A 25,550-nucleotide genomic window follows, 5' to 3' on the forward strand; every position below is an offset into this window, starting at 1 on the left:
TGAATGCGCTAAGCATAGCATGCCATGCCAAACAAAACATCTAATCTTCTGACCCTCGATCGTGCGGATACCGAAATCCTCAAGACCCTGAGCGCCGATGGACGAATCAGCTGGCGGGATCTTGCTGACCGGATCGGTCTTTCGCTCACGCCGACGTTGCGCCGGGTTCGTCAGCTCGAACAAAGCGGCGTCATTCAGGGCTATGCCGCTCAGATCGATCAGACCCGCCTGATCGGCTCGATGGCAGTGTTCATTTCGATCACGCTGGAACGGCAGATCGACGAGGTGCTGAACAGCTTCGAAGCGGCGGTGCTCGCATTGCCCGAGATCATGGGAGGCTATCTGATGAGCGGTGGATCGGACTACATGCTGCATGCCTTTGTCGAAGATCTGGAGCATTATCGCTCGCTACTCGGGCGGCTGACCCGTCTGGACGGGATAGCGCATATCCAGTCCAGTTTCGTGCTCAAGACGTTTGCCCAGCACAACAGCGCGGCCAGCGCAATCGCCTGACGGCATTCAGGCTGCGGCGGCCGAGCCCGCATCGATTGCACGGCGCGCGAAGATGAGCACGCCTTCGAGCCCTGCGTGATCGAGCTGCGTTGCTGGGACGAAGCCTGCGCCCTATCCGACACCGCCGACACCATAGCTGCCCAGTGCATGTACCATCCGGTCCGTTGCTGCATCGCGCAATCCCGGCACCCCCAGAACGCTGCCGTCTACCACGATCCGGCTCGGCGACCACGCCATGACGATGGTCGCGAACAACTGCCCGAGATAGTCAGCGATCGCACGGAGCCCTCCGATACATCCTTAAGCGCCCTTCCAGCCAGCCGGGCCCGCGGTCATGCCTTCGGACCAGTTGGGCTGGAACTGGCAGGTGATGGCGGTGATATCGCCAAGATTTCGCAGGACCGGCACGTGGCCGATCTCGGGGGGCATTGCTTAGATCAGCATCCGTCCAGAGATGGCCAGCCAGCACCGATCCCGGTGCCGATCGTGACATAAACGACGCTCGCACAGCCCTTGCCCGCCCCGCCCTGCTGTTCGGCCAGCACCGCTGCGTTGACATCGATCACGGCCGCAATCCCAAGACTCGATTCCAGATCCAGCCCCAAATTCGCCCCGTCCATCCGGGTTTGGAGGTTGCCAGCACCTCGCCATGATTTCGGGCTGCTCTATCCACAACGACCGGACCGAAGGCTACGATGCCAACGCACGCCAACCGCGCGGGCGCTTTTCGGCGAAAGCGCACAGCACATCCTTGGTCGCCTACCACGTAGTGGTCGGCCAGCGATCCTCCTGCGAAGCCGTGTCGTCGCGTACAATCCGCGCCAATTTTTTTGCCGCCCGTTTCCGCCGCCACCCACCACGGAACGTGCGTCGTGCGTCTTTCTGACATTGCCTCATGATCTACCGAGTGCCACTCATGCAGATAGGCTGTACCCTTAGGTTTTCATGCATGGTTAAGGCAAACGCAATGCCGAGCACGGAGCAATTGCGAAACGGCACAGCGCAGTGGCAGGAGTTGCCGTGCGTGGGCGCGTTAGGATGGGACAATGAACGATACACTTATCCATTTCCCTGCAGAGGAGATAAAAGGTAGTGCCGATGTCGCGTAGGGATGGACTCTGGCGACATGATCCTGATGTTAGCCGCTAACACGCAACCTCGGCCGTGCAGCCGTCTGGAGACCCAACGAAATTAGCGACTGCTCTTGGTCATAGCCGTCGTTCGCAGCTCCTGCGCAGAACTCGTGACTTGATCGAGGGCCGCCGTTGCGAAGTGATAGGTCGGACGGCAGCTTTCCGCCACTCGCCCCAAAACCCCGCCATTCAGCCATCTGCCCGGTTGCCGGATGTCTGCAATCGGGACTCTTGGATCGTTCAAAACGACGATAGCGAATAGACGGGTTCAGCCGAAGTGGTCGCTCGCGAAGTAATGAGCTTTATCCAGGAGACGCGCGAGTCTGGTCTTCTTCTGCTTTTCCCGCTCGGGACTGAAGCCACTGCAATCAGACACACCGATTTGGCTAGATCAATGCGGGCGTGGCTCATGCCCGCAAATCCTCCAATTTGGCATTGCGGCCAGTAAGGGACCAGCAAGACCAGCCCGCTGGTCAACAGCTTCGTCAACTCCACTCGAGAGGCATTGGGGCTGCAGCATTCGTCCGCACGGCCTAAAACTCGCCCGCGATACCAACGCGGGCTGCCGTACTCTTGCCGCCTGCGTAAGATACCCCTGCGGTGACCGCGAAAGCATTTTCCGTGTTGGCGCGATAGGCTAGGGAAAGCCCGATTGAAGGTTCCCCGCGGAAGGTGGCAGCATTGAGCGTATAGCTTACCCCGCCGATGTTGGACGGCATCGGGGCGGCGACCAAGGCGATCGCAGCAGATGTGCCGCGCCGCGCATCCCGGCGATCGCGATCGCTCAGCTCAAACAGTTCGCTGATCTGGGCACTGTGCAGGCTGGTCAGTGATTGCAGACCGGGGATCGCGCCGAAACTCAGCGTTTCAAGGGCGGACAATCTGGTATCCTGCGTGGTGTTGAGCACCTGAATCGCTGCAATCTGTCGGTCCTGCACGATGTTCTGTGCCGTCGCTGCATTCGCTGTCGTTTGCGCCGCCATCGCAGTCGCCGCACCGCCGCTGGCCGTCGCCAGCGCCGTATTCGCCGTAGTCTGAGCGGCTGCTGCAGTAGTAAGCGCACTGTTCGCCGTAGTTTGGGCTGCGGCAGCATGGGTGATCGCGGTGTTGGCGGTGGTCAACGCCGTGTTTGCAGTCGATTGTGCGGCGGCGGCATTGGCGATGGCGGTATTGGCGGTCGTTTGAGCGGTGCCTGCGGCTGCCACGCCAGAGTTGGCGGTGGCCTGTGCCGCGTTGGCTGCCGACATGGCACTATCCGCAGTTGTCTGCGCCGTCGCCGCATTTGCTAGCGCGGTGTTGGCGGTGGTCTGGACGCCGGACAATTGCCCGCCATTGACCGCATCGGTGCTGCCTGCTGCAACCGTTCCGTTCGCGACATTAACGATGCGCCGCTCGTTCCCCACCGCGCCGACCGATAAAGTGTTGGCGATATTGGCGATGGAGCCAGCACCGATGGCGACGCTGTTTAGCATCATCGCCTGGGCATTGGCACCGATCGCCAAGGCTTGGTCAGCACTCGCGCGCGATTGCGAGCCGATGGCAATGCTCTCCCGCCCGCTGGCGCGCGAATCGAAGCCATAAGCCGAACTGAAATCGCCCAACGTCGTGGCGAATGCGCCTGTCGCAACGCTGCGCTGGCCGGCAGCAGCGGTGCCGACGCCGAGAGCGGTGCTGGTGTTTCCGGTCGCTGCGGATTGCGTGCCGACAGCCGTGCTCTGAGAACCGCTGGCAATCGCGCGACTGCCAACAGCCGTGTCCACTACCCCCAGTGCCAGGGCATTGTTGCCGACCGCAGTGCTTGAGCTAGCGGCGGCTCGCGCATTCGCGCCCAGAGCCGTCGTTTCTATCTGGTCGGCGAGAGCATTGGCACCCAGCACGATGCTGTTTTCTCCAGTCGCCTGCGCGCCGTTGCCGATGGCAATGCTGCTGATTCCGGTAGCACTGGTCCGACCGGTCGGTAGAAAGCCGCCGCTGCTGGGGATGGTCGCGCTGCCGATTGCGATTGCGCCGAGGCTGGAGGCGCGGCTGTCCAAGCCAACCGCGATGCTGCCGTTTCCTGTGGCTTGGCCAAAGGCGCCCACCACGGTGCTGGATTGCCCCGAAGCTGTGGAAAATCCTCCGATCGCGGAGCTGCTATCACTGCTGGCCCTAGCACTTTTACCGACAGCGGTGGCGCTGCCCCCGTTTGCACTGGCACTATCTCCCACTGCCGTCGCATTGTTGACCGTTGCGCTGGCGTTTCGACCGATTGCGAGGGTTGCACCGCCGGTCGCTGATGCATTCGTTCCGATTGCGGTGCTCAAGCGACCACTGGCAATAGCGTTGACGCCGCATTCTAGTGGCGTTGCTTCAGGATCATCGGCGTTCCCCAGGATGCCATCCGGCCCCGCGTCGACGTTGCACTCGGCCGTCGCATCGGCCAGCGCCGGGGAAGCCGCCGCCAAAGCGCCCAGCAGGGCCACAGGCGCCACGCCGCTGAAAAGAATGGATGTGATACGCATCGAAAAATCCTTTGATCTGATTGGGAAAAAGCCGGGGTTGCGACCTGGAGGTCTGACTGCTCAGCAGGTATTGGCCCGGTTGCCCTGCTTTTCTGCGCTGTAATAATCGGCATAGGCATCGCGATGGGCGCTGCCTTCTGTGCGGACCAGTCCGACCAGTTTCTGTTCACCCGGTACCAGCTGGAACACGCCGTTCAGCCGCTCGCCATTCTCGCGCTGGTGCATTTGCAGTTTCAGCACCCGGCCATCGACCACGCCCTTGAACTCACCCTGCTGCCATTCATAACAGCCGGTGACACCAGCATCGCTGTCGGTGATATTGATCCGCCCTAGGCCGCTGGCCCCATCATATTTGCCGGTGAGGTCGGGCATAGTGGCCCCCTGTGACAGCTGACGGCCATAGCCGTGGAAGCCGGTGAAGCCCTGGTAATCGTCGCCATGGTTGTTCAGGATGGTGAGCCGCACCCAGCGCGCAGTGGGGCGATCTTCGGGCTTGAACGCGAATGACTGCCCGTTCTGCGCCATCTTCAAAGCGCCGCCCAGCACCTGTTCATAGCCTGAGTCCGGGCCGGACTCTGACACTTCGACGACGAACTGGTTCGGCGCCTTCTGGTTACGGTTGAGGCCTGCGGTATCAAAAGCGATGCGGCTAAGCTCGGTGCGTTCGGCAAGTTCCAGCACGAACACTGCTTCGCCCACTTCACCGGTCCAGTCGGTTGCGGCCGAACCATCGATAAGGTTTAATGGGCTGGAATCCATCTGTGGCATCGGGGTGTCTTCAGGAGCGGACAGTATCCACGCGCCCGCGCTGAACGAAAACAGGTCAGCCGCCTCATTACCCTGAGGCTGGGCACTGGCGGACATTGTCGTTGCAGCCAACACCGATGCCAGGAACATTCCCCTCGCCCTTTTCAGTGGAGCCCGTTTCAGTATCGTCATGTCATGTTCTCCCGTCCGGCCTGCGCAGCGCGCAAAGGCTCTCGATAGGTAAGACGCGATCGCGTGTCAGAACCGGACATCGGCGCCCGAATTAATTTGCGTTCCTGGCTCGGCCCGCTCCACTAGGTTGCTTCGAGCAGAGGGAGGGGCCGACAATGCGACAGGGCAATGAAGCGGAGTGGCGCGCGGTACAGGCCCTGTTCGAAGAGCTTGTCGACCTGACTCCCGATGAACAAGCGCGCCGCTTGGCCCGGTCTGGCCAGCCTGCGCACATTGTCGATCAGGCACGCGCGCTGCTGACTGCGTCTCGGGGGGCTGGCATTCTGGACATGGCTGCGCCTTCGCTGGAGGCTCCGGCAGGGCCACATACCGGCTATGCCTCGCTGGGAGCCGGCGAGCAGATCGGCGGCTTCACGGTCGAGCGGTTGATCGGGCGTGGCGGCATGGGCGAGGTCTATCTGGCGCGCCGCACATCGACTGATTTTGACCAGCGGGTTGCCTTGAAACTGCTGCGCGCCGAAGCTGCCGACCGCGGCGATGCTTTCTTGCGGGAACGGCGATTGCTGGCGCGGCTGGAGCATCCCGGCATTGCGAGGCTGATCGACGCCGGCATCGCGCCCGACGGTAGGCCGTATATGGCAATGGAATATATCAATGGCCTGCCCATCGACCAATGGTGCCGCGACACCAATGCCAGCCTGGATATACGGCTCGATCTGTTCCGCGCGGTGTGCGATGCTGTGTCCTATGCCCATTCGAACCTGATCATCCACCGTGACATCAAGCCATCGAACATCATGATCGACACCGGAGGAAAGGTCCGGCTGCTCGATTTCGGCATCGCCAAATTGCTGGATGATACGTCTTTAGTCCCCGCCACGACCCAGGCGATGCTCACCCCAGATTATGCCGCGCCCGAACAGCTCGACGGGCAGGAGCCGACCGTGACCGCCGATGTTTATGCGCTGGGCGTGGTGCTGTATGAACTGCTGTGCGGTGCCGGGCCATGGCGGCGAGTCGGGGCTTCTGTTCCCGCAATTATCCGCCGCGTGCTATATGAAGACCCTGCGTTGCCCAGTCGCGCGGTTTCTTCGACACAAGGTTCGGTTTCCACCGGCCAGATCGTGGGTGACCTTGATGCGATTATCCTCAAGGCGATGCGTCGTTCCCCCACAGAACGATATTGCAGTGCGGCCGATTTGGCGCGTGACGTCGAACGGCACCAGCAGCTGAAACCGGTGTCGGCGCGCGAAGGATCGACCCGCTATATGGCTGGCCGTTTCATTCGGCGCTATCGCTGGGCGGTTGGCGCTGCCGCCGCTGCACTGGTGGCGCTACTGATCGGTGCAGGCGGGATTGCATGGCAGGCACGGCAGACCGCGATTGAACGTGACGTCGCACTGGCCGAAGCGCGCCGGTCAGAAGCGATCAACCGAATGCTGACAGTGATGTTCCGAGATACGGCGGCCAGCGAGGCCGGCCAGAACGCAACCGTCAAGCAGATGCTCGACCAGACCGCGCGGCAACTGGTCGTCTCGCTCGATACCAGCGCGCAATCGGCCACGCTGATCACCACGCTGTCTGACCTTTATGTCAATCTTGAGGACAATGCAGGTGCTGATACGTTGCTGCGTCAGGCACTGGTCCAGGGCATCGGCAAGGGTGACCAGATTGCAACCGCGGAACTCAAATTGCGGCTGGCATCAACAGCGGCCAGCGTCGGCAAAACCGAGGAAATGGCGCCCTTGCTCGATGCAGCCGAGGCTGTGTTCGGCCAGGACCCGCAGCGGTTTCGCAGTGAGATGGTCGAACTGAACAGCGGGCGCGCACAATTGCTGCGGCGGCAGGGCGATCTGCCCGGTGCCATCGCACTGCTGACTAGCTCGTTACCTGATGCAGACCGTGTCTATGCAGAAAACCACCGTGACCTGCTTACGCTTTACAACAATCTGCTGGTGTACATGTCAGAGGCCAACGCGCTGGAAGAAATGCCCGCAGTGTTCGACCGCGCCGATGCCATCATCCGGCGCACCCGCCAGACAGCGAGTATGCAGGGCCTCACCATCCGCCAGTTGCGCGCTGTGCGCCACCTGAAGCTGGAGCAGCCTGCCCCTGCCGAACAGATCATGACCGATGTCGTGGCAAAGCGCCGCGCAACCTTTGGCAGTTCAGCAGGGCTGGCGGTCGATCTGCTGCAACTGGCCCGCGCCAGGTTCGCGCTTGGCAAATATGCCAAGGCGCAAACGAACTATGCCGAGGCCTATGCCATGGCCCAGCAGTATATCAGCCCGACAGCGCCGTCGGTGCTGGTGATCGGAGCGGGGCTGGCCGAGGCGCAGGCAGAGGCAGGCAATCTTGCCGGGGCAAGGGCGACCATCGCGCAGATAGAACCACTTATGCCATCGACACCCGATGCGGCCATGCCACGCGCCATCTTCCTGCGGGCAAAGGCGGTGCTGTTTCTCAATGAAGGCAGGGCCGCAGACGCAAAGGCACAGGCAGACCGGTCTGAGATCCTGTTCCGACAGCAGGGCGCTGCGGCAGAAACGTACCTCAAGAGCTTCCCTGCATTGCGCGCGCGGATCGCCAAAGCGCTTTAGACAGAGGCTTCCATCTCGTTGTGAATCCATGCGCGCGCCTGCACCCACCAACGGCGCACGGTGCGGTCGGTGACGCCCAGCACATTGGCGGTCTCGCGTTCGTCCATTCCCGCAAAGAAGCGGCAATCGACCACCTTGGCAAGATTGGGGTCGATCTGTGACAGCTGCCCCAGCGCTTCACCCAGCGCCACGACCTGCGCGTCTTCTGGAACCGCCGCCGCCAGTGAATCAAAGCTTTGGGTGTAGCTCAAGGTCGGCGCATCGCGCTTTGACGCCATCCGCGCGCGCGCCGTATCGATCAGGATATGGCGGATAGCGGTGGCAGCACAGCCTAGAAAATGCGCCTGACTCTCCCATCCCTCGCGTTTGCGCAGCTTGAGATAGGCCTCGTTGATCAGCGCGGTGGTCTGCAGCGTCTGCGGAGATCCGGCGCGGAAACGCTCGCGCCGGGCGATTGCACGCAGCTCGATATACAGGCCTTCAATCAAAACATCGGTCGGCCCCGAATAGCGTGTTTCAAGCGGCATGTCCGGTTCGATCGCTTTTCTCCGTCCTACCCTGTACCAGCAAGTCTCCGACCGCAGATGGATGACGCGCGCCAGAACCTTAGGCAAGGGGAAACGACGACTTATCGGCATTCCAAGCCACACGGATCTGCATCCCCGGGCATGGATGCGATTGCCCCAACGCCACTCTCCTTGGTTTTGATTTACCGGAAAAATAGGAAAGGGTTGGCCTGCCTCAACTTAAAGCGGCGACTGCTGCAGCGCGGCTTTTTGGGCTGCTTTCGGGAACCTCGACGAATGGCCTAACATGCAGGATTGGTCCGCATTTCTGATGATCCGGATTGACCCACCCAATCGGCAGCTTTCGTCAGGACGACCGGTCACCGCAGATGATCTGAACTTCCAGGTCTGGATCGGAAGCCGACTCCCAGAGATTGGCGCAGTTGACTGCTCTCCGAATCTTCGGCGACCATTTCTTCACCCCAATGTTTGGTCAGCGCGGTCCGTAATCATCACCCAGACGAGACAGAACGCATCGCTCTGCCGTCAGCAAGTATCGCTAGGCGTGTTCTGCCAGTATATAGGCATAGCTCCGCGACACGGAATCACCGCAGGGCAGCAGCGGAGATCGACACAACATCTCCGCCGATGGCTATTTGCTCAAGATAATCGCTCCACCATTGAGCCATGGCAACACGCTCATCCCAGTGCTGTCCACGGGCATAGGCACCTCGAACAGCATTGCTGTGTCCATGGGCAAGAGCCCGCTCGATTGCATCAGGATGCCATTTGCCGCTTTCGTTCAACAACGTGCTCGCCGTCGCCCTGAAGCCATGGGAGGTCACCACATCCTTCCCGAACCCCATTCGGCGGTAAGCGGCGTTCATGGCATTCTCACACATCGGTTTCTGGAGCGAGCTTTGCGCAGGGAACATATACTCACGCCAGCCAGTATGCTCGCGAAGCGCCTTGAGCAGTTTAAGAGATTGCCGAGACAGCGGTACGCTGTGGGGCCGACGCAGCTTGGTGCGTTCTGCAGGGATCCGCCAGATTGCCTCGTCAAAATCGACCTCGGTCCATTTGCCCTGGCGTAGCTCACCCGGACGAAGGAACACGTGCGGCAACAGCTGCATCGCAATCTTCACGACGATGCTTCCGGTATATTCATCGATGGAGCGGAGCACCTCTCCCAGCTGATGAGGTTCGAGCACAGCAGCATGATGCGTCACGATCGGGGTAGCCAGAGCCCCTCCAAGCATGGCTGCAGGATCATGTTTGCAAAGCGCCATAGCTACCCCATGCCGAAACACGCGGCTGGCAAAGGCCCTTGTTCGGACAGCGGTTTCGCGCTTGCCTGCCTTCTCGATTTTCTTGAGCACAACCAGGAGCTCAGCGGGCTCGATCGCGTCAATGGGTCGGGGGCCGATGGCCGGCGTCAGATGCGAGAGATACCAGCGAGCTTTTTCGATGGTTGCCTCTGCCTTCTGGCTGGCGACAAACCGGACAGCAATCAGGTCCTCGGCCACTGACTGGAAGCTGTTCCCAGCCGACAATCGGTTCCTGATCTTCTCCATTTTGCGGGAATGAAGCGGATCATCGCCCTCCCTGATCTTTTTGCGGGCATCGTCCCGGCGCTCGCGAGCGTCAGCCAGCGACACCTCTGGCCATGTTCCAAGCGACAACCTCTTTTCAGATCCGTGGATCCTGTACTTCAAGAACCAGTGCTTCGAACCGTTCGGCCGAATCTCAAGATAGAGGCCTTTATCGTCGGTTTTGCGGTAGAGGGTATCAATCGGCTGAAACCCTCTGATTTCTGCGGCTTTGAGGGGCATTTGGGGGCACCACGCTTTTTCCTGTCGCTGTGCCCCCAACTGTGCCCCCAAATTAACGAAATCTGGGGGCACAATCTGGAACAAAGCGAGATTCCCGTCGCGAGCAAAATAGCCCGAAACCCGCAGAAATTCAACGTTTTGAGACGATTTGGGAAGGGGTACTGGTGCCGCTTACGTGACTCGAACACGTGACCCCATCATTACGAATGATGTGCTCTACCAACTGAGCTAAAGCGGCGCGCGGGGCCATCGGTTGGCCGGTGCGAGGGGTGCCGTTATCAGCAGCGCGCGCAGGATGCAAGATGCGTTGCGCGTTGCACGGATGCCGATCCGCATGCCGGGCTCGGTCATCACCGGGCCTGTTTGCGGCTTGTCTGGCTAACGCATTCAGCGTGGTCAATTAACCCTAGTTTTACCTCCTTGCGAGACATTGGCGGTGAGACACTTTGACGGGACCAATCCATGGATACTCTGCGCGGATATCGCGATGGCGCGAACGGCCATGACGACGCAGACGATGCGCAGCTCGCATCGATGCAGGCGGACAGCGATGACGAGGCCCTGATGGACCCGCCCCAGGCCTTTGGCAGCGATGAGCGGCGCATGCATGTGCGCGCCTATAATTACTGGGCCAAGCTGCTGGGAAACCGCGTATTTCCGTCGATCGAGGACCTTGATCCGGAGAATATCGAAGACTTCGGGCCGCACAGCGTGCTGCTCGATTTCACCTCCGGAATCGAAAATCCGGCCATCCCGTTCATCGGCAAGGCGCTGCGCGAAGAGAGCAATCTGCCCGAGGCGATCGCCTATCTCGATGAGGTCCCGGGCCGGTCGCTGCTGTCGCGAATCACCGACCATTACATGCAGATCCTGGCCAACCAGGCGCCGATCGGATTCGAGGCCGAATATGTGAACGACCGCGGGTCGACGATCATGTATCGCGGCATCCTGCTGCCCTTTTCGACCGACGATGACTCCATCGACTTTGTCTATGGCGTGATCAACTGGAAGGAACTGGCCGACCGCAAGCTGACCGAAGAGCTGATTCTGCAGATCGACGAGGCGGTCAAACAGGCCCCGCGCAAGCCGGCTTTGCCGGTCTGGGAAGATGACCCCGCGCAGAACCTGGCCCCCGGCGAGATTGGCGAGGGGTCGGCTGACGAACCCTTGTCGCTTGATGGCTATGCCATGTTCGACGACCTGTCCGATGGCCTGATCGAGGTGGGTTTCGGTGGGATCGACGAGGAACCGGTGGCCAATGCCTTTCCGGTGGTCGAGCTACCGGGCGGCGAAGCGGCGCTGGCGGACCTGCTTGATTTCGCGCGGGCGCATGTCGAGGCGGCGCTGGCGACCGAGGACCGTTCGCGCGCCGCGCTCTATGCCGCCATCGGCCGTGCCTATGATTTTGCGCTGGCCGCGCGCGGACGCCCCGATGATTATGCCGCGCTGCTCGATGACAGCGGTATCGCAGCCCAGGCCCGCGCGCCGATGACGCCGCTGGTCAAGCTGGTCTTCGGCGCGAGCTACGACAAGACGCGCCTCGCCGAATATGCCTGCGTGCTCGCCCATGCGATGCGCCGCGATGTGCCGCGCGGAGGCCTGGCCGATCTGCTGATGCAGCAGCCCGGTGGTCTCAAGGCCATCGTCCAGATCGAGCGCAAGGCGCGTCGCGCCCGCGACGAGGATGCCGAAAAGCTGTGCCGCAAGCACGAGACGCGCCAGCGTCTGCGCGCGGTCCCTGCCCTGCCGGTCGGTGCGTTGGATATCGGCGATTCCGAATTTGCCGTCCTGGTCGCCCGCCGCGATGCCAACGGCGTGATCGGCGTGATCGGCGTGATCGGCGAAAACGATCCGCTGGCAGATCGCATCCTGCGCAAGCTGGCCGGATAAGCGCCGAAGAACTTGCTATTGGCCGTAACATTTAATCGGTCAGCTGAAAGAAAATTACGCGAATTTGACGTCATCCCCCGGCTGTGCGCTTGAGAAGCCGCGTGCGATGGCGCATAAGCCGGGGCAGCAGACCCCATAAAGAGGCGCGCAAACCAGCACGCACGCGGGGCACGAGGAACCCATGGCCGACACTCCGCATGCAGCGTCCGAGGCAGACGCGCCGTCCAGCACCCCGTTTTCCGATCCGCACCAGCATCAAAGACTTCGCAGCATTCTGACCGATGCGTTCCTGAAAGGAGCGCTGCCGGGTGAGAATGAAGGCTTTGACGGCTCGGCAAGCACCGAAGCTGCCGATTTCGCGCTCAAGGCGATGGCGCGGCGTCCCTCTGCCGACACGGTGCTGCTGATCGAATCCATCCCCGGTCAGGCCGGGAACCGCCATATGCGGGTGGCGATCATCAATGACGACATGCCGTTCCTGGTGGATTCGATCGCCGCGACCATCTCGCGCTTCGGGCTTGCGATCGACCGGGTGATCCATCCGGTGGTGGCGCTGCGCCGCGATGCCGATGGGCTGCTGAGCGAAATCTATACCGACGAAGCGCCGGGCGAACGCCGGGAATCGGTCGTGTATCTGGAGGTCGAGCGCGCCGATGCACGGCAGCGCAAGGCATTGGAAGCTGCCCTGCTCGCCGCCATGGCCGATGTCCGCGCCGCCGTCAGCGACTGGCCGATGCTGCAGGCGGCGATGGCCGCTGATGCCGCCGCGATGACAGATGGCGAAGGCGCGGCGCTGCTGCGCTGGTTCCTCGACCGCAACATGACGCAGCTGGCGCATCTGCGCTACCGCCGCGATGGCGCGACGGAAGCGCCGCTCGGCCTGGCGCGGATGGGTGGCGGCGATCGCCAGCTGCTCGCGGCGCATTCGTTCGAACAGGCCTTTGCCTGGTTTGAGAGCGGCAAGGCCGCGCCGCTGATCATCAAGTCGAACTTCATCTCGACCGTGCACCGCCGCGCGCCGCTCGACCTCATCATCCTGCCCATCTGGGAGGACGGCCGCGTTGCTGCGCTTTCGGTGCATGGCGGCATCTGGACCAGCGCGGCGCTCGCCGCAGCGCCAGAGCGCGTACCGGTGCTGCGCGCGCATTTGAAGCTGCTGATGGACAAGTTCGGCTTCTCCCCCAGCGGCCATGCCGGCAAGGCGCTGTCGCACGCGCTGACCGCGCTGCCGCACGATCTGCTGATCGCGTTCAGCCTGGAGAATCTGGAGCGCGTCGCGCTGACCGCGATGTCGCTGGCCGACCGGCCCCGGTCGAAGCTGGTCACCGTGCAGTCCTCGCTCAAGCGCCACCTGTTCGTCTTCGCCTGGTTGCCGCGCGACGAGGTCTCGACCGGACGCCGCGTCGCGATCGAGCGGATGCTGATCGAGGCCTCGGGCGGCAAGACGCTGAGCTGGTCGATCTCGCTCGAAGATGGCGAGATCGCGCTGCTGCGCTATGTGCTCGATCTGCGCGAAGGCGGGCAGAAGGTTGACGATGCCGCGCTCGACGCGGCGCTGCGCGCGATGGTGCGCGGATGGGAGCCTTCGGTCGAGGAGGCGCTCGTCGCGCTGGGCGAGGACAGCCGCGCGGCTGCGCTGGCCAGCCGTTATGCGCCGCAATTCCCGATGGCCTATCGCAGCGATTGCGGCCCGCGCGAGGCCGCGCTCGATATCCTGCGCCTGCGCGATCTGGACAGCCCCGACCGCCATGGCGCGCGCCTCTATCGCCGTGCCGATGACGATGCCATGCATCTGCGGCTCAAGCTGTACAGCCTCTCGGGGGCGATCCCGCTGTCCGAAACCGTGCCCGCGCTCGAGAATTTCGGCTTCGATGTGCTGGAAGAAGTTCCGACCCAGCTGGGCAAGGATGATGGCGGCCATATCCACGATTTCCTGCTGAAGCTGCGCGGCCAGGGCGATACCGAGGCGCTGCTGCAGCGCGCGGTTGCCATCGAGGCGGCGATATCCGGCACGCTGGAGGGCAAGGCGGAGAACGACCCGTTCAACCGCCTGATCGCCGCGACCGGTCTGGAGCAGCGGGCGGTCATCTGGCTGCGCGCCTGGTATCGCTATCTGCGCCAGGCGGGCCTGCCTTATGGCATCGGCACGATGGTCGATGCGCTTCACGATGCGCCGGGAATCGCCCATGCGCTGGTCGCGCTGTTCATCGCGCGGCACGACCCGGCCTTTACCGGCGACCGCGAGGCTGCGACCGAGGCGAACCTCGCCGCGATCAATAGCGGGCTGACCCAGGTGTCGGCGATCGACGACGACCGACTGCTGCGCATGCTGCGCGCGCTCGTCATGGCGATCCTGCGCACCAATGCCTTTGCCCCCGCCGCATCGCTGGCGATGGTGATGAAGATCGAGAGCGCCAAGGTGCCGGGCCTGCCCGCTCCCCTGCCCTGGCGCGAGATGTTCGTCTATTCGCCGCAGGTCGAAGGCATCCATCTGCGCGCCGGCCCCGTCGCGCGCGGCGGCCTGCGCTGGTCCGACCGGCGCGACGACTTCCGCACCGAGGTGCTCGGCCTGATGAAGGCGCAGCGCGTGAAGAACGCGGTGATCGTGCCAACCGGGGCCAAGGGCGGTTTCTTCCCCAAGCAGCTTCCCGATCCCGCGACCGATCGCGACGGCTGGCTGAACGGCGGCAAGGAAGCGTACAAGACCTTCATCCGCACGCTGCTTTCGGTCACCGACAATATCGTCGACGGCAAGGTGGTGCACCCCGACAGCGTGGTGGTGCATGATGGCGAGGACCCGTATTTCGTCGTCGCCGCAGACAAGGGCACCGCAACCTTCAGCGACACCGCCAACGCCATCGCAGCCGAATATGGCTTCTGGCTGGGCGATGCCTTCGCGTCGGGCGGCTCGCAGGGCTATGACCACAAGGCGATGGGCATCACCGCCAAGGGCGGCTGGGTGTCGGTCCAGCGGCATTTTGCCGAGATGGGCGTCGATGTGCAGAACGATCCGGTGCGCGTCGCAGGCTGCGGCGACATGTCGGGCGACGTGTTCGGCAACGGGATGCTGCTCTCCAAGGCGATCAAGCTGGTCGCGGCATTCGACCATCGGCATATCTTCCTCGATCCCGATCCCGATGCAGCCAGGAGCTGGGAAGAGCGCGCGCGGATGTTCGCCCTGCCGCGATCGAGCTGGGACGATTACGACAAGGCGCTGATCTCGAAGGGCGGCGGCGTGTTCGCCCGCTCGATGAAGGCGATTCCGCTCACTGCGGAGGTCAAGGCAATGCTCGGCATCGATCAGGAAGAGATCGAGCCGGCGGCGCTCATCTCCGCGATCCTGCGCGCGCAGGTCGACCTCATGTGGTTCGGCGGCATCGGCACCTATATCAAGGCGGCGTCGGAAAATAACATCGACGTGGGCGATCCCTCGAACGATCCCTTGCGCATCAATGCCGAACAGCTGCGCTGCAAGGTCGTCGGCGAAGGCGCGAACCTGGGCGTGACCCAGGCAGCGCGCATCGCCTTCTCGATGCTGGGCGGGCGGATCAACACCGATTTCATCGACAATTCCGCCGGTGTCGACTGTTCGGACAATGAGGTGAACATCAAGATCGGGCTCGATGCGGTGATGCGCAAAGGCCTGCTCGACGAACCGTCGCGCAATGCCCTGCTCGCCTCGATGACCGATGATGTCTCGAAGCTGGTGCTCGAGGACAACCGGCTGCAGGCGCTGGGCCTGTCGATCGCGGAGCGCGGCGGCACCCGCGCACTGCCGTCATACCTGCGCCTGATCGAGAATTTCGAGGAACAGGGCCGGCTTGACCGCAAGGTCGAGGGACTGGCCGACAATGCCACGTTCAAGCGCCGCGCGCAGGAGGGCCATGGCCTCACCCGGCCCGAGCTGGCCGTGCTGCTGTCGACCGCCAAGCTGGCGCTGCAGGACGCGATCGAGCGCATTCCGCTGGCCGATGACCCGACGATGCGGCCCGAACTGCTCGCCGCCTTCCCGCCGCAGATGCGCGAGGCCTATGGCGATATGCTGATGCAGCACCAGCTGCGCGGCGAGATCATCGCGACCAAGCTGGCCAACCGCATGATCAACCGGCTGGGCCTGATCCATCCGTTCGAGCTGGCGGAAGAGGAAGGCTGCACGCTGGGCGATGTTGCCTGCGCGTTCGTCGCGGCCGAGCGGCTGTTTGCGCTGCCCGCGATCTGGGCCGATTTCGACAGCACCCAGATGGACGAGCAGGTCCGCCTGATGCTGTTCGACGCCACCGCCAATATCGTGCGCGTGCACATCGCCGATGTGCTGCGCGCCAGCCCCGATGGCCTGATGCCCGGAGAGATCGTCGCCGCCTTGAAGCCCGGCGTCGATGCGCTGATCGCGGGCATGGACGATCTGCTCAACGCCGAAGCCCGCTTGCAGGCCGCACGGCAGGCGCAGGATCTGACCGCGCAAGGCGCAGCTCCCACCCATGCCACGCATATCGTGCGGCTGACCGGGCTCGACGGCGCGGCAGGCCTTGCGAACCTTGCCAGCCATAGCGGCACCGGCCCGCTGCCGCTGACCCATGCGTTCGCCGACCTAGGCGCGACGCTGGGCCTCGACTGGACACAGATGACCGCCGCGCGCATGTCGCCCAGCGACCCCTGGGAACGGCTGCTCGTCTCGGGTCTTGCCCGCGACTTCCAGCAGATGCGCCTCGACTTCCTCGCCCGCGCGCAGGGCGGCGACCCGCAGGATTATGTCGCGCACTGGACCGAGGCCAACCTGCCCCGGATCAAGCAGTTCCGCTCGCTGGTCGACCGGGCAAGGATGGACGCTGCCCCCAGCGTCGCCATGCTGGCCCAGATCGCGAGCCAGGCGCGGATTTTGCTGGCGCGGTAGTCAACCAAGCTGTGAACAAAAAAGGGGCCGGTGCATCGCTGCACCGGCCCTTTTTTTGTTATCGCAGAAGGCAGGCGCTTATGCCGCTTCCTTCTTCCGGCTCTGCTTCTTGCGCTCGTTCGGATCGAGGAAGCGCTTGCGCAGGCGGATGTTCTTGGGCGTCACTTCGACCATTTCGTCGTCGTCGATATAGGCGATCGCCTGTTCCAGGCTCATCAGGCGCGGCGGGGTCAGGCGGATCGCGTCGTCCTTGCCGGTCGAACGGAAGTTCGTCAGCTGCTTCGACTTCATCGGGTTGACTTCAAGGTCATCGGGCTTGGCATTCTCGCCGATGATCATGCCTTCATAGACGGGCACGCCCGATCCGAGGAACAGCACGCCGCGATCTTCCAGCGCGTTGAGCGCATAGCCCACGGTGTCGCCGGTGCCGTTGGAGATCAGCACGCCGAGCTGACGCCCGGTGATCTGGCCCTTGTAGGGACCGTATTTCTCGAACAGCCGGTTCATGATGCCGGTGCCGCGCGTGTCGGACAGGAACTCGCCGTGATAGCCGATCAGGCCGCGCGACGGGGCGCTGAAGGTGATGCGGGTCTTGCCGCCGCCCGAGGGACGCATGTCGGTCATCTCGGCCTTGCGCTGCGCCATCTTCTCGACGACCGTGCCCGAATGCTCGTCATCCACATCGATGACGACGGTTTCATAAGGCTCGGTGCGGTTGCCGCTTTCGTCTTCGCCGAACAGCACGCGCGGACGCGAGATGCCCAGCTCAAAGCCTTCACGGCGCATCGTCTCGATCAGCACGCCCAGCTGCAATTCGCCGCGCCCGGCAACTTCAAAGCTGTCCTTGTCGGCCGATTCGGTGATCTTGATCGCAACGTTCGATTCGGCTTCGCGCATCAGGCGATCGCGGATCATGCGGCTGGTCACCTTGGTGCCCTCGCGGCCGGCAAACGGGCTGTCGTTCACCGCAAAGCGCATCGACAGCGTCGGCGGATCGATCGGCTGCGCGTGCAGCGGCTCGGAAACGCTGGTGTCGCAGATGGTGTTGGCGACGGTCGCGGTGGTGAGGCCGGCGATCGAGATGATGTCGCCTGCATTGGCCTGGTCGACCGGAACGCGCTCCAGCCCGCGGAACGCCATGATCTTCGACGCGCGGCCCGCTTCGACGACATTGCCTTCGGGATCGAGCGCGTGGATCTGCTGGTTGGTCTTCACCGTGCCGCTGGCAACCAGGCCGGTAAGGATGCGGCCAAGGAAGTTGTCACGATCGAGCAGCGTCACCAGGAACTTGAACGGGCCATCGGCATCGGCGCTGGGCGCGGGCACATGGCTGACGATCTTTTCGAACAGCGGCTGCAGCGTGCCCTCGCGCACTTCCGGGCTGTCACCGCAATAGCCGTTGCGGCCAGAGGCAAAGAGCACGGGGAAATCGAGCTGCTCGTCATTGGCTTCTAGCGACACGAACAGGTCGAACACCTCGTCCAGCACTTCCTGCGGGCGGCCATCGGGACGGTCGATCTTGTTGACGACGACGATGGGCTTGAGGCCCAAAGCGAGCGCCTTGCCGGTGACGAACTTGGTCTGCGGCATCGCGCCTTCGGCGGCGTCGACCAGCAGGATCACGCCATCGACCATCGAGAGGATGCGTTCCACCTCGCCGCCAAAGTCGGCGTGGCCCGGGGTATCAACGATGTTGATCCGCGTCTTCTCGCCGGCATTGTCCCACTCGATCGAGGTGCACTTGGCCAGGATGGTGATGCCGCGCTCTTTTTCGAGATCGTTCGAGTCCATCGCCCGCTCTTCGACGCGCTGGTTGTCGCGGAAGGTACCGGACTGGCGGAACAGCTGGTCGACAAGGGTGGTCTTGCCATGATCGACGTGCGCGATGATGGCGATATTGCGAAGGGACATGAAATAGAGCCTGTATCAGGGGGATGGTCGCGGACACGCCGTCCACCGGCACGCCTGTTGCTGGCGCGCCCATAGCTCAAGCCTTGCTGCGGCGCAACAGATTGCGGCGGGGGGTGGTGCGTGGAACAATGCGTGTCCTTGCTCTCTTCCCTTCAGGGGAGAGATACGCAGGCTCGCCAGCTTGCTGGCTAGCCGAAGTTGAGAGGGGCCAGCGTTGGCGCATCCCCCCCTCCCAACCCTCCCCCCTGAAGGGGAGAGGGCAATATCATCGTCCATCACCTAACCCACCTCCGCTCATCCCTGAAACAAATTCAGGGCAGGCTCTGAGCCGCGGGCTTGAGCCCGCGAAGTCGAAGGACCCGCGCCCACGCTGGCCGAATAGCGGGGCCTTCGACAAGCTCAGGCTGAGCGGAGGCGGGGCGGATTTTCAGTCGTTCTGGAGAAAACCTATCGGTCTGAAATTACCCACTTGCGGACATGGACTCTTGCGCTATATTTTTATTCAAGGGTTATTTGGTATGTTCGACTTCATTTATGATTGGATCATCCACGTCGTGCCTAATTGGCTGTGGTGGGTCTTGATGGCTCCCTTGTTTGCCTTCCTCGTCATCATTCTGGTAGCGCACTTTTGGCCGCACATCTCAGTTGGCTAGGCTGCTTGGCACATATTTCCACCCGCTCGTAGCGCTATAAGAGTCATTCGATAGCTGCCCTTGCCCTACTCCGCACAGTCCCCCATCCACATATCGCGCGGCATGTCCACACGCATCGGCGGGCCGCCTTTGGGGGCGGGAATGCCGTCGTACCAGAGCGAGCGCGCCAGATCGGGCATGAACACGCCCAGCGGCGCCGGAGTATCGAGCATCGGCGGTTCGGCGACATATTTCAGGCCATTGGGCTCGCCGATGAAGGCGTGGAAATAGAGCGGCTCCTCGCCCTCTTGCTCGGGCAGCATCTGCGGCGGATTCTCCTTGTCGCCCATCCCATCGACCGGGATCAAGGTGGTCGAGCCCAAGCCGTTGGAGCCTGCAAAGCTGAAATACTTGCGGAAGATCAGCTTGTCGTCCTCATCGGTCTGTTCGAGCACCGCGACCATGTCCGACTGTGCGCTGGGCGGCAGTACGGGCTTTTCGAAGTGCAGCGTGAAGCGCGTCGGCCAGGGGGAGCGATAGGTGGCTTTCAGGATCGGGCAGGACAACGGCTTGACCTGCACGGCAGCTGCAGGATTGATCTCCAGCGTATCGATGGCGAGCCGGTCGTTCACGATCTTGAACGTTGCAAAGGCATCCCCCGCCGTTGGGCAGCAATTGGCGTCGCTGTCGCGCCAGAGCGAGAAGGAGCTGCTGATGCCGTACAGGCTGTATTCCACGCCCTTCCACAGCCCCAGGCCCTTGGGCAGCCGGGTGCGCAGTTCGTACTTCCAGCCGTTCATGCCGATATTGGCCCAGCCATCGGCGCGCAGCAGATAGAGCGTATCGGCATTGCCCTCGCCCGTTCCGGCGGTGCGCGCGGGCAGTTGGAGCACCAGCTTCTCGCCGTCATCGACCAGCACGGGCGTAGCGGCCTCGCCCTCCGTGCTGGTAAATCCGATCAGCTTTGGCGCATCGCCGGTCAGCTCCCAGGCGATGGCCATGCGCAGCGGGATGCCGCCCCCGGGCTCCAGTCCGCTCAGCTTCTGCCAGGCGACCGTGCGCACCCTGCCCTCTTCGCCTGCATTCAATACGCCAGCGGCTTCGACCACACACATTTCCACGGCAGTGGCAAGGCACGTCCTGGCAAAATCGGGCCCGAACCCGGCGGGGGTGCGGATCGATGCGGCAATTTTCGTCAGCCCATCGATCTCGCTCTTCACATAGCCAAGGCTCTCGACGATCTGGTCGGCATTGCCCTCTTGCGGGCTGTCTTCCTCGTTATACTCGAAGCCTCGGCGCAGATCGGCCAGCGCCTCGTCGTGCCGCTCGGCCATCACGGCCTTGCGCGGATCGACCTTGTCCCAGGCCTTGAACGCCGCCTCGACATCCGCCCAGCGCGCCGCGATCTCGCGATTGGCGCAGAGCGCCGCAGCGTTGGTGGTGCGGTCCGGGCATGGGGCAGCCGGGCTTAACGCCGCAATCAAAAGGGCGGGCAGCAGGATCACGGGGACGATTCTCCAGTCAGGTGCGACCCTGCCAGCCCATTGTCAGCTTTTCTCCGCCGAAATCAACGCGTTTCGGCGGCTGGCACTTACTTGCCGGTCCAGTTGGGGGCGCGCTTCTGCGCGAACGCCGCAGCGCCCTCGCGCGCGTCCTGCGAGGTCATCACCGGGCCGACGATTTCCTGCTGCTTCGCCCACATTTCCCCGTCGCTCCAGCCGCGCGATTCGACGATCACCTGCTTGGAGACGCGCACCGCAAGCGGGCCGTTGGCGCTGATCTTGGCGGCCAGTTCGAGCGCACCGTCGATCGCAGGCGTTTCGACCACGCGATTGACGAAGCCGATCTCATAGCCCCGCTGGGCAGAGATAAAATCGCCGGTCAGCGCCAGCTCCATCGCGATGCGCGGCGGCACCTGGCGCGGCAGGCGCATCAGGCCACCTGCGGCTGCAGCCAGGCCGCGCTTGGTTTCGGGGATGCCGAACTGCGCCTTGGCATTGGCGACAAGCAGGTCGCAGGTGATCGCAACCTCCATGCCGCCCGCGAGCGCATAGCCATCGACCGCGGCGATCAGCGGCTTCTTGGGCGGCGATTCGACGAAACCGGCGAAACCCTTGCCCTTCACCATCGGCAGCTCGCCGGTGAGAAAGGCCTTCAGGTCCATGCCCGAACAGAAGGTGCCGCCCGCGCCGGTGACGATGCCGACGCGCAGATCGTCATTGGCATCAAGCTCTTCCATCGCCGCCGCCATGGCTTCGGCGACCGCGCGATTGACCGCATTCTTGGCCTCGGGCCGGTTGATGGTCATGACGAGGACGCCGTCCTGCGTCTGGGTGGTAACTTCGGTCATGCAAATCTCCCAATTCTCACCGGCGAAGCCGGAATATCTCGTTCTTCTTCGCGGCTTCGCGCCTTCGCGAGACCCAACGCCATTGAACTTCACGCGAAGACGCGAAGGCGCGAAGTTTTTTGTCTCCCGACGCGCGGTCCTAGAACAGCAGGTCGGCCAGCTTCGCCCGGTGCCAGGCAGCATCGCCGAATTGGCTGGCGTGCCAGATCGCGCTGCGGCGGTAGAGCCCGGCGTCGCAATCGTGCGTGAAGCCGAAGCCGCCATGGAACTGCACCGCGCGGTCGGCGGCAAAGCTGTACGCCTTGTCGGCGCTCGCCTTGGCCATGCGCACCGCGATCTCGCCCACGCCCTGCTGGCCGAAATTGTGCGCGGCGCTGAGCATGTGCGAGCGCGCCTTTTCATAGGCGACATAAGCGTTGGTGATCGGGTGCTTGAGCGCCTGATATTCGCCGATCAGCTTGCCGAACTGCTTGCGGGTCTTCAGATACTCGATCGTGTAGTCGATCGCGCTTTGGGTACCGCCGCACATTTCGGCTGCCTGGAGCAGCGCGCTCGCCAGCTCGATCTGGCCGAGCGCGGTGGTCGAACGTCCAGCATCGAGCAGCGCCGAGGCCGGGATGGTGATCCCGTCGAGCGTCAGCTCATAGGTGCGCCGGGTTTCATCGATGATGATCTCGCGGCGCAGCGCGGCATCGGAGATCGCCGAACGCTCGATCAGCGCCAGCCGGACCTGGCCATCGACATTGACCGTCGCAATGACCAGCGCGGCGTCCCTGGCATAGGCAACGAACTGCTTGGTGCCGGACAGCGCATAGCCGTCGCCGCTCGCTTTGCCGGTCGCCTCGACATGGGCAAGCGTCCAGTCGCCATGCGGTTCGGACAAGGCCAAGGTCGCAATCTCGCCTGCGACGATGCGCGGCAGCCATTGCGCGCACTGCGCCTCGTCCGCCGCCGCCAGCAGCGCCTGCGCCGCGACCGTGCAGCTGGCAAAGGGCGTGGTCAGCAGCCGCCGCCCCATCTGCTCGGCGATGGGAGCAACCTCGGCCATCGACAGGCCGACGCCGCCATGCGCTTCGGGGATCGCGATACCCAGCCAGCCGAGTTCGGCGATTTCCTGCCAGACTTGCGCGTCATAGCCGCGCTCGTCTGCCATCAGCTTGCGCACCTTGTCGATCGGCGACTTGTCGCGGCAGAAGCTGGTGGCCACGTCCATCAGCTCGATCTGCTCTTCGCTATAGCCCAGGCCGCCCAGATGATCGGCGAGATTTCCTTCACTGAATGCCATGGGTTAACGTCCTTTAGGCAGGCCAAGCACATGCTCGGCGACGATGTTGCGCTGGATTTCGGACGTGCCGCCACCGATCGTGGCGGAGAAGCTGTTCAGATAGCTGCGGTGCCAATAGCCGTTGTCCACCGCGCACGGATCATCGACATAATAGCCGCCGCGCGTGCCCTGGAAGGCCAGCGAGAATTCGGTCAGCTCGCGGATCATCTCGGTTCGCGCCAGCTTGTTCATCAGCGCGAGGCCCATCGGGCGATCCTGCACCAGCGGCCCCATGCGGCGGCGCTGGTTGTTGAGGTTCAAGGCCTGGATATCCATCATGAAGTCGACCATCCGGTCCTTCATCACCGGATCGTCGAGCAGCGGCTTGCCGCCGCGCTGCGATTCGCGCGCCAGTTCGACCACGCCCATCGCGTCGAGTTCTTTCAGGAAATAGCCACCGGCGAGATTGACCTTGGCGCCGCGCTCATATTCCAGCGTCTTCATCGCGATCTGCCAGCCGTCGCCCTCGTTGCCCATCAGGCATTCGGCGGAGATGCGCGCATCGGTGAAGAAGCACTGGACGAAGCCATATTCGCCGGTGAGCTTCTTGATCCGCCGCGTCTCGATGCCCGGCGCGTGCATCGGCGCAAGGAAGAAGCTGAGGCCCGCATACTTGTTCGGCCCCTCGTTCGAGGTGCGCGCGAGCAGGATCATGTATTTCGCGCGGTCACCCAGCGAGGTCCAGATCTTGGAGCCGTTGAGCACATATTCGTCGCCGTCACGCACGGCCTTCAGCTGCGCATTGCCAAGGTCGGAGCCGTTTTCGGGCTCGGAAAAGCCCTGGCACCAGATATCCTCTGCGCTCAGCATCCCCTTGATATATTTCTTCTTCTCTTCCTCGCTGCCGATATCGAGGATCAGCGGCCCGGCCCAGCCGATGCCGATCGCGTTGAGCATGATCGGGCCGTCATATTTCTTCATCACCTTGGTGGCGACGCGCTGGAAATCGGGGTGCTGCCCGCCGCCGCCATATTGGGTCGGCCAGCTCGCGCCGAGATAGCCGGCCTCATAGACCTTGCGCTGCCAGTTGCAGAGGAATTCGAACTGCTGGTCGGTGCTCACCTCCATGAAGGTCAGCGGCAGCATGAAACCGGGATCCTTGGGGGTATTCTCGCGGAACCAGGCATCGGCCTGGGCCTCATAATCCGCCAGCTCGGCAGCGGTGGGACGGGTTGCCATGTCTCTCTCCTCTCGCGCCCGATCCGGCCCGCGTCGGCAGAGTCGCGCGCAGCCGTTTAATCGTTTGGTTAAACAGAGATATGCAGGGGTCCGGGGCGCTTGTCTAGGGCGTGCTGCGATTTTCCTGACATCTATGTCAGTGGCTCGTTACCTGCCGTCAATTCCACGCACGCGCGAGTGCCGGGTCAGCCTTTCAACGGGCGGCAGAACGACTTCTTGCGATATGCATCCACCGCACCGATCTCCCCCCGGTTCTTGAGCAGCACGCGGATCAGCGCGACGCCCTTGGCATCGGGCAGCATGATCTTGCGCGCGCCTTCGGGCACCGCCTGATCGGCCGTCGCCAGCACGATGCGGATAGACTTGCCGCGCGTATCGCGATCGCTTTCGACAAAGGCGACATCGGTCACGCTGTCGAACACCGTCAGCGACCAGTAATGATCGGGCACCGGGTTGGCCATGACCTCGAGCGGACCCTGGCCAAGATCGAAGGTGCAGACCGAATAGGCAAGGTCCGGGCTTGGCCGCACGATGGTCTGCCGCTCGGCGGTCACCAGCGGCGTATGCGCCATCGTGTTCGTGCCGACCTGATCGGCCAGCCGCGCCCATGCGCGGTCCATGATGACGGTCGGCGCAGCGGCCAGCGTACCGTACCAGCCGGCCAGCGCAGCCAGAACGGCCAGCAGCAAAGGTCCTGCCCAGCGGCTCATGCGCGGCACTCCCCACGTTCGATGCGCGGCAGGCTGACGCTCCCGCGCCGCGCCAGCAGATCGCGCGAGGGATGATAGGCGCGCAAAGTCAGCTCGAACGGCTGATCATCGGGCATCGCGATCCAGTGCGGGCCGGTGCGCCTGGAGGAGATGTCGACGGTCCAGTTGCCCACCTCTTGTGGTCCGATTGCAGCGCTGCCGACCGAATAGACGCTTTCGGGATTGGAGATCAGATAGCCCTTGCTGTCGTACAACGTCAGGCTCCACCAGCGCGCATCGATAGCGCCGCCGGTGACGCGATAGCTGCATCTGCCCTCGAGCTGGCGGCCCTGGCTGTCGGTGGTGGCATTGAAATAGATCGCCTCGCGCTCGGGCAGCGCCAGAAGACCGCGCAGCGCGACCGATGCGCGCGTCGAGACGCTGGCATCGGCAGTGCCCACCTTCTCGCCGGTGTGCCAGGGGCCGTTCTCGATCCCCATCGCGGCAAAGCTCTGGCGCAGCTGCAACGCTGCCGCCCCGGTGCCGACCGCCAGTCCGGCGACAAGCATGATGCCATAGCGAAACGCGGTCCGCATGCGATCCCCTCCCTGTTTTGACACAGGCTATGCCGGAAGATCCTGGCCGATGGCAAGCGCGATT

16 protein-coding genes and 1 tRNA gene are annotated in these 25,550 nt (G+C 63.1%); 4 read left to right on the forward strand and 13 right to left on the reverse strand.

Annotated elements, in window-relative coordinates; all coding sequences use genetic code 11:
* Positions 1 to 24: 24 nt before the first annotated feature.
* Positions 25 to 513 carry an Lrp/AsnC family transcriptional regulator gene (locus OU999_08745; protein ID WAC25253.1) on the forward strand — a complete coding sequence of 163 codons (489 nt, stop codon included), beginning with the start codon at positions 25 to 27 and terminating at the stop codon, positions 511 to 513.
* A 437-nt stretch (positions 514 to 950) separates the two neighbouring features.
* Here OU999_08745 and OU999_08750 read toward each other — a convergent pair whose 3' ends face one another.
* The 3 genes from OU999_08750 to OU999_08760 form a co-directional block, all read right to left on the reverse strand.
* On the reverse strand, positions 951 to 1,133 hold the full coding sequence (locus tag OU999_08750; GenBank protein WAC25254.1) for an ROK family protein: 183 nt from the start codon (positions 1,131 to 1,133) through the stop codon (positions 951 to 953).
* Between the two features lie 1,046 nt (positions 1,134 to 2,179).
* Positions 2,180 to 4,147 carry a hypothetical protein gene (locus OU999_08755; GenBank protein ID WAC25255.1) on the reverse strand — a complete coding sequence of 656 codons (1,968 nt, stop codon included), beginning with the start codon at positions 4,145 to 4,147 and terminating at the stop codon, positions 2,180 to 2,182.
* A 60-nt stretch (positions 4,148 to 4,207) separates the two neighbouring features.
* Complete coding sequence (locus OU999_08760) at positions 4,208 to 4,915, reverse strand: hypothetical protein (protein ID WAC25256.1); 708 nt, start codon at positions 4,913 to 4,915, stop codon at positions 4,208 to 4,210.
* Positions 4,916 to 5,241: 326 nt separating this feature from the next.
* Between OU999_08760 and OU999_08765 the strand changes: the two genes are divergently transcribed.
* Entirely contained in the window at positions 5,242 to 7,686 is a 2,445-nt protein-coding gene (locus OU999_08765) for a protein kinase (protein ID WAC25257.1), read from the forward strand.
* On the opposite strand, the gene OU999_08770 is transcribed toward OU999_08765, so the two are convergent.
* The 3 genes from OU999_08770 to OU999_08780 form a co-directional block, all read right to left on the reverse strand.
* Positions 7,683 to 8,213, reverse strand: coding sequence for an ECF-type sigma factor (locus OU999_08770; protein ID WAC25258.1), 531 nt, complete (start codon positions 8,211 to 8,213; stop codon positions 7,683 to 7,685). The two genes, OU999_08765 and OU999_08770, sit on opposite strands and share 4 nt — an antisense overlap.
* Positions 8,214 to 8,797: 584 nt before the next feature.
* On the reverse strand, positions 8,798 to 10,024 hold the full coding sequence (locus tag OU999_08775; protein ID WAC25259.1) for a tyrosine-type recombinase/integrase: 1,227 nt from the start codon (positions 10,022 to 10,024) through the stop codon (positions 8,798 to 8,800).
* Positions 10,025 to 10,186: 162 nt separating this feature from the next.
* Positions 10,187 to 10,262: transfer RNA gene (locus tag OU999_08780), tRNA-Thr, on the reverse strand.
* 224 nt (positions 10,263 to 10,486) lie between these two features.
* Here OU999_08780 and OU999_08785 point away from each other — a divergent pair.
* Together OU999_08785 and OU999_08790 are read left to right on the forward strand one after the other, a co-directional pair.
* Positions 10,487 to 11,914, forward strand: a complete 1,428-nt coding sequence (locus OU999_08785; GenBank protein WAC25260.1) for a hypothetical protein — start codon at positions 10,487 to 10,489, stop codon at positions 11,912 to 11,914.
* A gap of 181 nt (positions 11,915 to 12,095) precedes the next feature.
* Positions 12,096 to 16,805: an NAD-glutamate dehydrogenase gene (locus tag OU999_08790; GenBank protein ID WAC25261.1), complete on the forward strand. Its 4,710-nt coding sequence runs from the start codon at positions 12,096 to 12,098 to the stop codon at positions 16,803 to 16,805.
* A gap of 78 nt (positions 16,806 to 16,883) precedes the next feature.
* Here OU999_08790 and typA read toward each other — a convergent pair whose 3' ends face one another.
* From typA to OU999_08825, 7 genes are all read right to left on the reverse strand, one after another.
* Complete coding sequence (typA, locus tag OU999_08795; protein ID WAC25262.1) at positions 16,884 to 18,716, reverse strand: translational GTPase TypA; 1,833 nt, start codon at positions 18,714 to 18,716, stop codon at positions 16,884 to 16,886.
* Between the two features lie 718 nt (positions 18,717 to 19,434).
* On the reverse strand, positions 19,435 to 20,853 hold the full coding sequence (locus tag OU999_08800; GenBank protein ID WAC25263.1) for a hypothetical protein: 1,419 nt from the start codon (positions 20,851 to 20,853) through the stop codon (positions 19,435 to 19,437).
* Between the two features lie 86 nt (positions 20,854 to 20,939).
* Positions 20,940 to 21,698: a crotonase/enoyl-CoA hydratase family protein gene (locus OU999_08805; protein WAC25264.1), complete on the reverse strand. Its 759-nt coding sequence runs from the start codon at positions 21,696 to 21,698 to the stop codon at positions 20,940 to 20,942.
* A gap of 139 nt (positions 21,699 to 21,837) precedes the next feature.
* On the reverse strand, positions 21,838 to 22,983 hold the full coding sequence (locus tag OU999_08810) for an acyl-CoA/acyl-ACP dehydrogenase (protein WAC25265.1): 1,146 nt from the start codon (positions 22,981 to 22,983) through the stop codon (positions 21,838 to 21,840).
* 3 nt (positions 22,984 to 22,986) lie between these two features.
* The gene (locus OU999_08815; protein WAC25266.1) at positions 22,987 to 24,201 is read right to left on the reverse strand and encodes an acyl-CoA dehydrogenase family protein; all 1,215 of its coding nucleotides are present in this window, start codon (positions 24,199 to 24,201) and stop codon (positions 22,987 to 22,989) included.
* Between the two features lie 185 nt (positions 24,202 to 24,386).
* Positions 24,387 to 24,911 carry a DUF1254 domain-containing protein gene (locus OU999_08820; protein ID WAC25267.1) on the reverse strand — a complete coding sequence of 175 codons (525 nt, stop codon included), beginning with the start codon at positions 24,909 to 24,911 and terminating at the stop codon, positions 24,387 to 24,389.
* Positions 24,908 to 25,486 (reverse strand): DUF1214 domain-containing protein, encoded by a 579-nt coding sequence (locus OU999_08825; GenBank protein WAC25268.1) that lies wholly within the window; start codon positions 25,484 to 25,486, stop codon positions 24,908 to 24,910. The genes OU999_08820 and OU999_08825 overlap by 4 nt, the downstream gene beginning before the upstream one ends.
* Between the last annotated feature and the right edge of the window lie 64 nt (positions 25,487 to 25,550).

It is taken from the genome of Blastomonas sp. SL216 (assembly GCA_026625625.1).
GTDB lineage: Bacteria > Pseudomonadota > Alphaproteobacteria > Sphingomonadales > Sphingomonadaceae > Blastomonas.